This window comes from Anaerophaga thermohalophila str. Valhall (genome assembly GCF_000250735.1).
In the GTDB taxonomy this organism is placed as follows: Bacteria; Bacteroidota; Bacteroidia; order Bacteroidales; family Marinilabiliaceae; genus Anaerophaga; species Anaerophaga thermohalophila_A.
In genome coordinates this window covers 1-14,109 of sequence record NZ_AHZV01000097.1, presented here as the reverse complement: position 1 = coordinate 14,109, position 14,109 = coordinate 1, and the positions used below count along the sequence as shown (strand labels likewise).

Below are 14,109 nucleotides of genomic sequence, written 5' to 3'. Positions count from 1 at the left end.
AAGAAGGCCCATTTGAACAGAACCGTAAGAAACCACTGATTTCTCAACAACATCAATGCCCTCATCATAACGATCAAGTCCCTGATAGAAAATAGAAGCTACAGGGCCACGGGTATTACGGCATACTTCCTTAGCAGCCTCAACACCGCCTTCATTCAATGCTTCTTCAACATTCTGAAGGAGCTTTTTAGTATTGGTTGTTGAAAGATTCAGATAAATGATCCTTTCGATAACAATTGCCAAACCAAAAATGAGCGCCAAAAGCACAAAACTCATAAACATGGCACCACCTTCAATAAATTTGGCTTTAATTTCTTTGTGAAGTCCCTGAGGCTCTTCACCTTCTGCCGGTTCTGCGACTGCCTCTTCTTCAACCACCTCTTCCTCTGCAGCTTCCTGCTCTGTGACCTGCTCAGTTGTAGTTTCTTCTGCTACCGACTGCTCTTCTTCCTGAGCATAAACGGATGATGCACCTATGCTAAGCATCCCAAAAACTGCCAAAAACGCAAATAGCTTTTTCATAATCTGTAATAAATTTTGATTTGTATTGGTTTGTTAATACTCAAAAATTTTTAATTGAATTTTCTGTAAAAACAGGAAACAAATTTAAAATCAATTCATAGAATCACAAAATTTTTATCACATTCCTGTTTTTACGGGCTGCAAAATACAAAAAAATTGTCAAAAACAATGTTATCAATAAAATTCCTTCTCTGAGTATGCAAAATACATCATTTACCTCATACCCACAACCTTTTATTAGTGTATCGTTTACGAATTTACCGTTTTTATTTCCCCTTTGAGCGATCTATTCAGATTCATTTTTAATTCCTCCATTGATGCGGAGTTCCCCAAAAGGAACATCAGTTTTGTCAATGCTGCCTCTGTTGTAATGTCGTATCCGCTGACAACTCCCATATTTAAAAGATGACGGCCTGTTTCGTAACGCCACATTTCAACATCCCCGGCCAAACATTGAGTTACATTAATGATGACAACACCCCGGTCGATGGCATCGCGCAAAGCTTTCATAAACCACTGGCTGGTAGGTGCATTGCCCGAACCGTATGTTTCCAGCACAACACCTCTTATGCCGGGGGCGTCCAGAACCGAACGAATAACATGCTCATTAATACCCGGAAATATTTTTAATAGTGAAATATTATTATCCATGCGGGTCGAAACCGAAAAGGTACCGTTCAGCGTCGTGTAGCGAATATAAGGATAATTGTACTTAATATGCAATCCCACTTCGGCAAGAGGGGGATAGTTATCGGAACGAAAAGCCCTGAAATGTTCTGCATTGTATTTAGTGGTCCGATTTCCGCGAAAAAGTTTGTCCTGAAAATAAATACAAACTTCCGGAACAAGTGCCTGTTCGTTTTTATGGGCAGCTGCAATTTCCAAAGCTGTCAGAAGGTTTTCTTTTCCATCGGTACGTATTGCACCAAGTGGCAACTGGCTGCCGGTAAGAATAACAGGTTTCTGCAAATTATGGAGCATAAAACTCAACGCGCTTGCGGTGTAAGCCATTGTATCGGTTCCGTGCAATACTACGAAACCATCATAAGAAGAATAATTCTCTTCAATTATTTTTACAAGTTTCCCCCATATTTCAGGAGACATTTCTGATGAATCCACTATCGGATTAAAAGAAATACTGTTTATCCCGAAGTCAAACTTCTTCAATTCGGGTACTTTTCGCGATATTTTCTCAAAATCGAACGGCACCAATGCATTGGTATCCGGATCGACGGCCATCCCGATGGTACCGCCGGTATAGATTATGAGTACTTTTTTATTCATGCTATTCTTACAAATCCAGTCCAAAAAGTTGCGCCGTGTTGCGCGTGGTGAGCTGCTCCATCTCTTCAACCGGCATATTTAATATGGCGGCAAGTTTTTCAAGTGTGTATTTTAAAAATGCAGGCTGATTTCGTTTGCCCCGATAAGGTACCGGGGCAAGATAAGGTGCATCGGTTTCGACAATGAGTCGCTCGGGGCCAATTTCTGCAAGTACTTTGTCAAGACCCGAATTTTTAAATGTCACTATGCCGTTAATGCCCAGCATGAATCCCTGGTATTCAAGGGCCCTTCTGGCCTGGGCTTTATTTCCCGAGAAGCTGTGAAAAACCCCTTTCAACCTTCTGTCGTGCACTTTATCCAGTTCCTGAAACACTGCTTCAAAAGCATCTCTCACATGGATAACCACCGGCTTTCCCGACTTCTTTGCCCAGTTGAGCTGGGTTCTGAACACTTCGCGCTGTTCCCGTTCCCATGTTTTATCCCAGTAAAGGTCGATTCCTATTTCGCCGATGGCCAGAAAATCATTCTGCCCCAGCCAATATTCCACGTTAGCCAGCTGTTCTCTGTAGTCCCCTTTTACCGAAGTTGGATGCAGTCCCATCATGGCATAACAAAAACCGGGATATGCGGCCTCGGTATCCATCATTGCTCTGACGCTCTGTCCGTCCACATTTGGCATTAGAATTTTTGTAACGCCTGCCTCTTTAGCCCTTGCAACCACCTCGTCCCTGTCTTCATCAAACTCGGGCAAATAAATGTGTGAATGTGAATCAATCATCTTAAAAATTTTTAGAAACGACATATATTGTCGTTTTTGAAAACCAACTAACGGACAAAGGTACATTAACTTAATCACTCATAAAAGCCCTGCCGAAAACAGCAGGGCTTCTTATTGTTCAAAAACTCACAGACTATGACCCAACTTTTTGCAAGCAAACGGCTGCCCGGCAAAGAAAGCCGGGAAGAGTGATTCAACTCAACTGAGGTATAAAAAGCTACACAACTCCTTGTGCCATCATGGCCTCGGCAACTTTTACAAAGCCCCCGATATTGGCTCCTTTCACGTAATTGATTTTGCCGTCCATGCCTTTTCCATATTTTACACAAGTGGCATGAATATTATTCATAATTTGGTTCAGGCGGGCATCGACTTCATCTCTGGTCCAGCCCAGCCGCATGCTGTTCTGGCTCATTTCAAGTCCTGACACTGCCACACCTCCCGCATTAACAGCCTTGCCCGGGGCAAACATAATTCTCTCCGTTGCATAAGCTGCTGCATCTGCGGTACAACCCATGTTGGAGGCTTCAGCAATCAACCGGCAACCATTCTCAACAAGCGCTTTGGCATCTTCCAAATTAAGTTCGTTCTGGATAGCGCATGGAATGGCAATATCAACTTTTTGTTCCCAGGGACGTTTGCCACTGAAAAATTCAACACCGTATTTCTCAGCATAAGGCTCTACAATATCCTGATTAGACGCCCTTAATTGAAGCATATAATCAATCTTACTGCCTGAAATGCCCTCCGGATCGTATACATAACCATCGGGGCCGGATATGGTAACCACTTTGGCCCCAAGTTCGGTTGCCTTGAGCGCAGCTCCCCAGGCAACATTACCAAATCCTGACAAAGCCACGGTTTTCCCCTTCAGTGTGTCGTTCTTTTCTTTCAGCATTTCACGCACAAAATATACGGCTCCAAAACCTGTTGCTTCGGGACGGATAAGACTACCACCATACTCGTGCCCTTTACCGGTTAGAACTCCGGTAAATTCATTTTTCAATTTTTTATACATTCCGAAAAGGTATCCGATTTCGCGGCCACCCACACCTATGTCACCGGCAGGAACATCTGTATTGGGTCCGATATGCCTGAATAATTCGCCCATGAAAGCCTGACAGAAGCGCATGATCTCATTGTCCGATTTTCCTTTGGGACTAAAATCGCTTCCGCCTTTTCCCCCTCCCATCGGCAAAGAAGTAAGACTATTTTTAAAGGTCTGCTCAAAGCCCAAAAATTTGAGACCACTCAAAGTAACACTGGGGTGAAAACGAAGACCACCTTTATAAGGCCCCAGAGCAGAATTAAATTCAACACGGTAACCACGGTTAACCTGCACCTCACCTTTATCATCGACCCATGGTACACGAAACATCACGACCCGCTCGGGCTCGGTCATTCGCTCCAGAATCTTGGCTTTCTGATAACGGGGGTTTTCATTGTAGAAGTCCCATACAGTTTCTACAACTTCCTGTACGGCTTGTAAAAATTCATCTTCGCCAGGATTCTTTCTCCTGACTGTTTCCATAAAAGATTGAAATTTGTTCTCCATATCCCTGGATTTTAATATCTGATTTTAACATCAAAAATAGAGATATTTTTTATACGGAGTAACAAATTGAAAGTTTTTGTACAAGTCTGTATCTATAGTCTAAAATTCTATTTCTCAGAAAATTAATTACAAACAGATAGTTCTTATGACAAAAATCATCCTTCGAATTATCTTCAAAAGGCGATAAATTGTAAGTATATAAAGCCATTAGATCGTTAGATTTTTAGATTTAAGATACAAGATGATTCGTATATCGTTGGAAATCTGCATTTTATTAAACAACACCCTTTAATCACAAACAATTGATTTGCAATATATTGCAAAAGTCTTACGGACTATTGTAAAGCAATAGTCAGTAAAAAAAGCCTAAACGCAGAGACGCAATGAAGCAAAGATTTTATTTTAGGGGCTGATTTCCGCAACAATAGATCGTTAGATTTTGAGATGCAAGTAATCTACAGGCAGAAGTTTTCCAGGCAGAAGGCAGAAGTGTTAAATTTTACAGATTAGAATTTTCCGTTAGTATCGAAAATTGGCCTGATAAGCAAAAATCCAACTCCGCAAAACAAATGATTGATATAGAGTGTTTTGTGATTTGAGTTAGATACAAGGTGTAAGTTTTTTCATGCAAATCTTTAAGATACTTCCTAATCCACTGGTATTCCCATCTGTGCCAATCGCGAACTCACATTTAATCCGCGAGCAGTGGCATGGTCTTTCTTTACCTCATACTGAATTTTACCGTCTCTAATCACAAAATTTATGGCAGCTCCCTGCTCAATCATTCCCTCTTTTTCGGTAATCAGCAGTGCAGAATCTCCCTTCAGGTTCTTCAGGACTTCCTGGAATTGAGGACTCTGCCAATGTCCAACAAACATTATGTGAGGATCGCCCACTTCATCGGCCGACATATAGTTTCGTACCTCAATAGGCTGATTTCCTACTCTTTTACCGGCAGTGATCTCTTTCAATTTTTCATACACCGAAACATGCCCCATTACCTCTATCACAAAATTTCCCGAACGCTTTTCCTCGGGCCACTCAACATAACGGGTGAAATTAAACAGATAGAGAGAAATATAATTTTCTTCCTGTGCTGCCAATTGCACACACAATAATAATGAGCAGGCTATAATCAAAATTTTCTTTGGCATGGCACATTATTTTTCAATAGCAAACCTTATGGTTTTAGCGGTTTTGTTTTTCAGCGCATCAACAGCTTCAATAGCTATCTCATAATTGCCTGGCTCAAACCCTTCGACAGGTATTTCGGAAGAAACTTTATCCCCGTTTATGGTGTATTGCAAAGACTCTTCACCGGAGGTATCATCGGTGGCTCCGATATACAATTTTGTATTAGAGGGATAGATCACATACTCTTCATCTCGCACTACTTTCTTTCCAATTGGCTCTACACTGAAATGATGATGAATTTCAGGAGCATCTTCATCCATAATAAATGTCATTTCCTTCTTTTCTTCTTTATTGCTCACATTATCTAAAGCATACCAGACCAATCTGTTAACACCTCTCTTCCAGCCCTTAAACGGAGAGGTATAGTTGTTTTTTTGATCATTCAAAATGAAAACCACATCTTTTACTCCACTCTCCTTGTCTGTAGCTCTTATTTCTGCCATTGTGGAGGGGGCAATAAACAAAGTATCGCGGTTACGAAATACCGGTCCATCGAAATCCACCCGGGATTCCGGCACATTACGATCGATAAAAACCGCTCTTGTCGTTTCTTCTGCCGAATTGCCGACACGGTCGATGGCAGAGTAAGTTATTTTTACAATATCGTTTCCTTCCGGGAAAAACGGTTCCGTATATTCTTCAGAAGTAACGAATGAATTATAGCTGTATAGAATATCCTTCACCCCCGACTTATCATCTTTGGCGTTAAGAACAACTTTGGTATTTCCGGAGATATATTCCCTGTCATTTCTGTAGTGGGGGCCCTTAAAACTAATATTAACCTCAGGCGCTTCTCTGTCGATATAGTAATCGAATGTCTCACTGCCTTCATTTTCGGAAGCACCGGCCGACGCAATAGTTCCTATAAATTTGAGTGCTTCCTTGTTACCGACATTATCTACTGCATACCAGGTTATTTTTGATTCTTCATCGCTCAATACAGTAAGGGGAATTGGTTTTTTATACAATTCAAAATCCCCGTCATTAACGGCGAAAAATATATTTTTTACACCGGAAAGACTATCCTGTGCTTCCAATACTATAGAAGCATCCGGAGCTACAATGTTGTTTTCATTTATACCGTCTATACTATGGTTGGTGACAGGAGCTGTTTTGTCGATTACAAAACTTATTTTCTTAGGTTCTTCAACATTCCCAACGTTATCTACTGCATAATAACCAACGTCATATCTGCCCTCATCTTCGAAATTGGTCTTCTGTTTTTTTAAACCAATAAATGAAGTTCCGTTAACCGAGTAATAGAAATCCTCAATCCCTGACATGCTATCGTTGCCATCAAACCCAATTTCCTCACCGCTGTCAGCATACAGGATGGTGTCATCATCGAATACTCGCGAGGCTCCAAATTTTATTTCTGATTGAGGAGGAATGCCATCAGCATAAAGATCGAAAATAATATCCTGAAGCGGGTAAACCACCTTTTTAGTAGAAGTATCCACTGCCGAAGGGGACCGCAGTGAATTCCAGCCTTCCGTATCCAGATACATTGGATTGGCATACCGGCTTGTTTTAGTGCTGGACAAGAGCCAGCTCTCTGCATCTTCTCCTGATGATGTGGCAATTCGGATGTAAAGTGGCAAATCTTTATTAATGTATAGTTTACCATCTTCCGCTTTGTAAATACATTTTTCATGTTTCAAAGGCTCCTGGGCTGACAAGCCGGAAAAACCAATAAAGCCGGGAAGAAAAATAACTAAAATCTTTAATACTCCCTGTTTGAAGCCGGAAAGAATCCGGAGGAAATCACTATCAGGTAGTTTCGCATTGAAACATTGATATTTTAACAAACCGGAAAAACAAACCTGGTTCTTCTTTTCTTTTAAAACTGAATGAATTTGACCTAATGAACTGTCCATTTTTTTAGGATTTAAGTTGAATTTTGTGACAGTGTACGAAGGCAATAAATTTTTGAAAACATTTTTTGTTATCTGTTTACGAAACTTTGACCAATTTCGTAATTTGTTAGATTAAATTAATTTCAAGTAAAGCTGTTAATTCTCCTCATAAAGTAATCATAACGCTCCGCTAAACGCTTCCAGGCTCCTAACAATTAATTGCTTACACAATACGAGCATAACTCTCACAACTCTCTCATAAGAAAAATTTTGCGTCGTTGTGTCTCTGCGTTTAGGTTTTTTTAACGGACCATTGGACCAATACTCCGTATTCTATTATATTTGTAATACCTAAACATATTTAGTGTCTGTCCATAAGGTACCATTTGCTGTGTTACGCTTGCCGCCAAAATACTCATTTACGAGTAGTAAACTCCGTTTTTGGCGGCTTCGCAAGCCTTCAACTGGCACTTTCTGAACAGACACACATATTGTATAATTTTTTGTGAGCTTATAGACGAGCATTATTTAGTGTATGAATCGAACTACACTTGGAAAGGTTGCAAAAGAAGCCGGAGTATCTAAAACTACAGCTTCATTAGTACTCAATGGGAAAGCCGATCGTGTGAACTTAGCGGCTTCAACCATCGAAAGAGTAAAAACAGCCGCCGGCAAACTCAATTACAGGCCTGCTCAGTTCAATCCCCCCCGGCTTAACGGCAAAACCGGAGTCTTAGCAGTTATCGCATCCGGCTTTACAGACTGTAAAACCGGCCAGTGGCTTCAGCACATTATTCTGCAGGTAAAAAAGAAGGGATATGTTGTTGTTCCTCTTACGACACACGAAAATCCAACAGACACTTTTCAAGATGTGATGGCCGATGGTTATATCATTTTGGATGAAAAGGCATTAAACAATCTAAACGAAACAGAATTATCCGATTTGCCGGTTATCTGTGCCGGATTCAAACCGAATAACAGCGCCTTTGAGAGCATTCATCCCGATTACAGGGAAAATGTTAATACGATGATCTCATACCTGTACCGTCACAATAAAAAAGCCATCGGTTTAATTGCAGAAGACTCCGGGAGTTTTGCAGCCCAAAAAATTATTGAAACTTACCGCGAAAATTATTGCGAGCGGTTCGATATTCCTGAAAACCTGCATCTTCTTTCTGCGACAGACAACCGTTCCGAGGCAATAGCAGAAGCCGTAAAAGAAACTACCGCAAAAGGAGCCAACGGAATCATTTTCGAAACACCGGAAATTGCCATTGAAGCTCTTTCACAAAAAAATGTGCGTAACCTGACAGCACAAAAGCTGATGTTCGCATGTTGCGGAGAGCGACCGGAGTTCAAGATGCTGGACTATGATACTTTGCTGGTGTGCCCGGAAAATATTGAAGAAATGGTTTCAAAAGTTGTTGGGAAGTTATTGTAAAAATTTTTCGAATTTATTGACGAGAGACCCTGCCTCTTCTATGTTCCCTACCACAATACTGCCCTTTCAACTTATCACCTTTCCCCATTTCTCTTTGCTCCATGCTCTTTGCCCTATGCTCTTTGCTCTTTGCTCTTTGCCCCATGCTTCTGCCTGATGATTACTTCTAAAAATTTGATGATCTATTGCAGATGAGCACTAATTTGTAGAAAAACCCCGGGCATTCAGCATCAGTGAATCGGGAAAATTCAGGGCGGGTTATTCTGTCGCTAAATATGTCTTATGGCAAAACAAATCAAATTAGCGTTTACAAAAAATGCCCGGGGTTTTGGATAAATCCTGTTTTTATAAGTCTCTTTCAGGAGCAGGAGGCTTCTGAATGTTTACTGCGAGACATAAATGAACCGACGTGGTCCTATCCCTATGTTTTCATTATATTCTTTCACTTCATTTCCTTCATTGTCCAGTACTATTACCGAACCAGGTTTGGTAAAGTCGGGTGCCATTCCGCAATAGAGGTTGCCGGTTTCGGGATGAACAGAAATACCGTAAGGACTTAAATCTGAGAAGGTACCGGAAGGTAATTCATCATTATCCACAGATACTTTCCATAATTTGGCACCTCCTGACCCGCCACCAAAGTATATATTCTTTTTATCCTTAGAAATTGTTATTTCTGTAGGACTTGTATATGAACTTATCTGGAAGTTTTTGCTTACCTTATAGGTTTCACCATCAATGCATGTAAGATAAGGTTCTGTCTGATTGATCACCTGCCATTGGTCGTCGTATTCGGTATAACCGGAAGACAACACCCAAACATTCCCCTCGTAATCGACCACGAAATTCTGAGGACAGTCTCCAACTTCAATGGTTCTCTCGACACTATTTGATTCGGGGTTAATGATCGAAACCGTGTTCGCATATCCGTATCCGCCGCTATTGGCCACCCAAATTTTCCCGTCAATCTCTTTAATTCCGTGGGCACCCTGTCCGGTTGCTATTGTAGCAACAACAGAAAAATCAAATGGATCAATCACCAACACTGCGCCTTCTTGCCCAAACTTTCCCCACTGAGTAAGATAAATCAAGCCGTTGTAAACAATTGCGTGACGAGGATTATTCACCTCTCCGGTTATCTCATCCACATATTCAAAATTCTTATTGTTTACGACCATCACCGAATGAGAACTATTCAGAACGAGATAAGACAGAGTGTCAACAGAAACCATATCCATCAACACATCACCCAGTACGGCATCTTCACCGTTGGCCGTGATAAAGAGATCGGCAAAAACCGTGTCCTTATCAGCCGGGATGAACGAAACCGATGAATTACTTGCGCCCCAGGCACCTTCATTCAGTACAAAAATGCCATCTGCAAAATTGCCCGGATCATGAACCTTCGTATCGTTGTTGTCTTCACAACCGGAAAAGAGTGCCAGAAACAAGGCCAGTCCAAAAATCCTCAATGCATCGAAACCCCAAATAAGGTTTCCGGAATGTTCAGAAATAAATCGTTTCATTTTCTCAAAAGATTAAATGGTTATATTTAAAGTAAATTTGTAATTGCGCGGTGGCATGGCATACCAGGCAACAACCTGGTATTGCCTGTCGGTAAGATTTAATATTTTTACAGAGATATCGGCATCGAGCCCCGCCAGAGAGAAACGATAACCTACCGATGCATCCATGATAAAATAAGCATCCAAAGTTTTTGAATAATCGTAATACCGCTCTCCTGTGAAGCGACAGGCAAGTATGGAATAAAATGAATTCCGGGAAAATTCCATATTTGATGACATCTGATGCTTCGGGATATATATCATTTGTTTTTCATCATACTCATCCGATGATGTTAGTACCGAGCTGGTGTAGGTGTAAAAGACACGCCCTGAAAGTCTGCTTTTATTTGCTATTGCACTGAAATTAAAATTAGCTTCAATCCCTCTGGTATCGCCATTCTTTTTATTTCGTGGTGTCCATTTTCCGCCGTTTTCAGGCAACCAAACAATTATATCTTTTGTAGAAGAAGCAAAACCGGTTACACTAACCCCGGTAGAAAAACTTTCTCCTTTGTATGAATACACAATGCCGGCATCACCCGACCATCCCGACTCAGGTTCCAGTGCCGGATTGCCTGCTGAGAAGCCATCCTCCTTCCAGTAGAGATCATTTAGATTCGGAATCCGGTAATTACGCGAAATATTCCCCTTAATCCTAAACGCGTTTAGAAAGCCATGTTCTGCACCAAAGGAGAAGACCACCGGATGAATCTGTCCGTCGGTCATCTCATCACGTAAGCTTAATACTAAAGCACCCTCACCACCCGACATCCCCAACCGGCCGGATACAAATGCTGCAAGTCTGTTCCGGAAAACACTTCCCCTGTAGCCGTCCGATTCTGCACTTTCATAAGTGTAATTAACACCTGCCAGAATAGAATGCAGCTCTCCCAAACGAAGTTTATATTCCGCCTCATTTATCCAGGAAAGAGAATTATTATCGGACTGCGGGTCTGCCATAGCAGGGTCGGAATAAACAACTTTGTTCCTTAATAATCCCTGCTTTAAAGTCAGATGCCCCGAGGCAGCATAATATTTATAATTAAGAGAAACAGCAAGATTTTTGTCTGTCTGATTTGTCTCTCCTTGCTGACGGCTGGTCATCAGAGTCTGCAGATCTTTGTCATAATACTGAAACCATACAGCCGACGTAAGCAAAGAATGATCATTGATGCGCCATTGATTCTCCTGGAGACCGCCCAACTGATTCATGCCGGCGTTGGTTTGAATTTCTTCAGGATGGCCTATCCTGGATGTATTCTTGTATGGAAAGTCGTTATCGGCAGTTTGAAGATACAAGGCAGTACGTGAGCCAAATTTTTTCGTGCCGGTCTTTAAACTTCCCGACATTGCCCCAAATCCAAAACTGCCCATGGTTGCACTAATATCAGCAGAAGCCGGTTGTCCCGGCAGGTCGTTGCCATCCAGATGCACAACACCCGACATAGCACCGCTTCCGAAGAGGGTTGCCGACCCACCATATTGTATTTTTACATTACCAAACAAAGACACCGGCAAAACAGAAAAATTAATGCCTCCGTTCATAGGGCTTTTTATATTCAGACCATTCCATAATACGGCTGTATGGTCGGTCATTCCACCTCTCAGACTAACAGAAGACAATCCACCGGCACCATAGGTTTTAAGGTTTACCCCGGAAGCGGCTGACAGTAAAGAAGAAAGAGACTCTGATTGGTGAAGTTTTACCAGCGAAGAATCAGGCTCCAGAACTGAAGCACCAACGGCATAATCTCTGAGGCGTGACGACGTAATACGAACCTCTTCAAGCCTGACAGGTTTTTCCTGAAAGTAGTCCTGAGCACTAAGTAATACAGGGCATGCACACAAACATGACACCCAAAAATACTTCAATAACATAGTCACAAATGATTAAACTGATTAATCATTCGCAACATCCGGTTTAGTGAAAATAGAACGGAAATAACTGTTCATATCTTCGCTTTTCCACCCGAAAGCTACGAATTTAGTCATCTGGCAGGTCTTCTGGCTTGCTCCGGTTTGAAAAGCCTTCCCGGAATTAATTATCAGTTGTCAATAACCAATTATCAATGACAAAATAATCACTAAACAATGGTAATTAACAATTGCTGACTGTTTCCAGTGGCAAAAAGTATTTTCAAACCTTTTAAAGAGCTTACAGCTGCGGGGACAGCTCCGGAATTTAACCGGATTCCCTTTTAATCACCTCCCCGAAACGGGAATGGTGAACCAGTATTGTGATGACAAATGTAAAGCTATTTTTTTATTTCCGAAATGGTTTTTATCGGTATTTTGTTTTTCCTGCCCTGAAAAGAAAAAGAACCATTGAACCGATGCCCAGCAGACCACCAATCCAGTAACCAATTGAAGTATCCAGAAACAAACCGCCGTTTTTAACAGGGGCTACTAACAGATAAGTAATACAAACAGTTGTCATAAAAGTGGCAGGGAGTGATAACATCCAATGCGGCTTTCCGGTTTTTGCCAAATACATGGCACCTGCCCAGAGAACAACCACCGCCAGCACCTGGTTGGAAAGGCCAAGATATTTCCAGATTGTGGCAAATTCGAGTTGCGACAGAATGAAGCCGATGACAAACAAAGGAAGACTCACCCACAAACGTCTTTTTATTGACGATTGATCAAGTTTCAAAACATCGGCAATAGTAAGACGGGCGCTTCTGAAAGCGGTATCACCTGTGGTAATGGGACAGGCAATGACGCCTACAATGGCAAAAACAGCGCCTACAGCACCGAGCCATGTGCGGCTTATTTCATTCACAACCCAGGCGGGATTGTGACCATCTACTTGCATAGTGGAATTCAATTCTGCAGGTCCGTCAAAGAAATTCATTGCAGCAGTGGCCCAGATTATGGCAACAATTCCTTCGGCAATCATTGCTCCGTAAAAAACATGCCGACCATGGCTCTCTTTTTTTATACAACGTGCCATCATCGGGGCCTGAGTTGAATGAAAACCACTCAGGGCACCACATGAAATAACAATGAACATCATTGGGAAAAGTATGTTCTCAGCCGGATTATGATGCCAGTTTTTAAGACTGCCAATGGTCAACTCTTTCATGGTAATATCTCCCGTAGAACCAAAATAGATCATTGCTCCGGCAATGCCAACAGCCATAATTAACAAAGCAGCTCCAAACAAAGGATAAATGCGACCGATGATCTTATTAATCGGTAGCAACGTTGCGATCAGATAATAGGCGAAAATTGCGTAAAGCCAAAACTTCAAACCTCCTTTGGTAAGTGTTGTCAGCAATTCGGCGGGCCCCGAAACAAACGCCACCCCGACAAATATCAACAATAGCAAGGAGAAAATACGCATGAAATTTTGAAAGCCGGGCCCAAGATACTTTCCTACAATCTCCGGAATACTCGCCCCGTTGTTCCGTACCGAAAGCATACCGGAAAAATAATCGTGCACCGCACCCATGAAAATACAACCCAGAACAATCCATAGATAAGCCATTGGCCCGTACATAGCACCAAGAATGGCACCAAATATCGGCCCGAGGCCGGCAATATTTAAAAACTCAATGGTAAAAACTTTCCAGGTGGGCATTGGAACATAATCCACCCCGTTATTAACTTTTATTGCAGGCGGATCAATCTGATCCGATGCACCAAAAAAACGTTCTACAAATTTTCCGTACAGAAAAAATCCGGCAATTAAACCCACGATTAACAAAATAAATGTAATCATAATATATAAAAAAGAATTAATCTTTATTCTTCAAAAAGAAACACATAAAATTTACTTTCAAACCTTAGGCTTAAACCTAAAGCTCTATTCATTTCCAATCCATATGTCCCGTTTTTTAAAAGCTATCTGAAAATTATCTTCATCATGTTCCGGGCAAAACAGATGTTTCAGCAGTTGACTCAGCACTTAA

Annotated in this window: 9 protein-coding genes, 1 pseudogene and 1 riboswitch; of the genes and pseudogenes, 1 reads left to right on the top strand and 9 read right to left on the bottom strand. The window is 41.6% G+C overall.

Features of this window, described 5'->3' with window-relative positions; translation table 11 throughout:
• The 6 genes and pseudogenes from OQ5_RS0104555 to OQ5_RS0104530 all read right to left on the bottom strand — a co-directional run.
• Nucleotides 1–522: pseudogene (locus tag OQ5_RS0104555) on the bottom strand (MotA/TolQ/ExbB proton channel family protein); the annotation flags it as partial.
• A gap of 249 nt (nucleotides 523–771) precedes the next feature.
• Nucleotides 772–1,806 (bottom strand): asparaginase, encoded by a 1,035-nt coding sequence (locus OQ5_RS0104550; protein WP_016776344.1) that lies wholly within the window; start codon nucleotides 1,804–1,806, stop codon nucleotides 772–774.
• 7 nt (nucleotides 1,807–1,813) lie between these two features.
• A complete protein-coding gene (locus tag OQ5_RS0104545; RefSeq protein ID WP_016776343.1) occupies nucleotides 1,814–2,608 on the bottom strand; it encodes a TatD family hydrolase in 795 nt (264 codons plus the stop codon).
• A gap of 193 nt (nucleotides 2,609–2,801) precedes the next feature.
• A complete protein-coding gene (gene gdhA / locus OQ5_RS0104540; protein ID WP_016776342.1) occupies nucleotides 2,802–4,139 on the bottom strand; it encodes an NADP-specific glutamate dehydrogenase in 1,338 nt (445 codons plus the stop codon).
• 647 nt (nucleotides 4,140–4,786) lie between these two features.
• Nucleotides 4,787–5,293 carry a YfiR family protein gene (locus OQ5_RS0104535; RefSeq protein ID WP_016776341.1) on the bottom strand — a complete coding sequence of 169 codons (507 nt, stop codon included), beginning with the start codon at nucleotides 5,291–5,293 and terminating at the stop codon, nucleotides 4,787–4,789.
• A 6-nt stretch (nucleotides 5,294–5,299) separates the two neighbouring features.
• Nucleotides 5,300–7,210: an OmpL47-type beta-barrel domain-containing protein gene (locus OQ5_RS0104530; protein WP_016776340.1), complete on the bottom strand. Its 1,911-nt coding sequence runs from the start codon at nucleotides 7,208–7,210 to the stop codon at nucleotides 5,300–5,302.
• Nucleotides 7,211–7,724: 514 nt separating this feature from the next.
• Between OQ5_RS0104530 and OQ5_RS0104525 the strand changes: the two genes are divergently transcribed.
• A complete protein-coding gene (locus OQ5_RS0104525) occupies nucleotides 7,725–8,630 on the top strand; it encodes a LacI family DNA-binding transcriptional regulator (RefSeq protein WP_016776339.1) in 906 nt (301 codons plus the stop codon).
• 383 nt (nucleotides 8,631–9,013) lie between these two features.
• On the opposite strand, the gene OQ5_RS0104520 is transcribed toward OQ5_RS0104525, so the two are convergent.
• The 3 genes from OQ5_RS0104520 to OQ5_RS0104510 form a co-directional block, all read right to left on the bottom strand.
• Entirely contained in the window at nucleotides 9,014–10,156 is a 1,143-nt protein-coding gene (locus OQ5_RS0104520) for a DUF5074 domain-containing protein (RefSeq protein WP_016776338.1), read from the bottom strand.
• 12 nt (nucleotides 10,157–10,168) lie between these two features.
• Nucleotides 10,169–12,073: a TonB-dependent receptor plug domain-containing protein gene (locus OQ5_RS0104515; protein ID WP_044107530.1), complete on the bottom strand. Its 1,905-nt coding sequence runs from the start codon at nucleotides 12,071–12,073 to the stop codon at nucleotides 10,169–10,171.
• 99 nt (nucleotides 12,074–12,172) lie between these two features.
• A riboswitch (cobalamin riboswitch) is annotated at nucleotides 12,173–12,444 on the bottom strand.
• Between the two features lie 32 nt (nucleotides 12,445–12,476).
• Nucleotides 12,477–13,919, bottom strand: coding sequence for a carbon starvation CstA family protein (locus tag OQ5_RS0104510; protein ID WP_016776336.1), 1,443 nt, complete (start codon nucleotides 13,917–13,919; stop codon nucleotides 12,477–12,479).
• Nucleotides 13,920–14,109 lie beyond the last annotated feature (190 nt).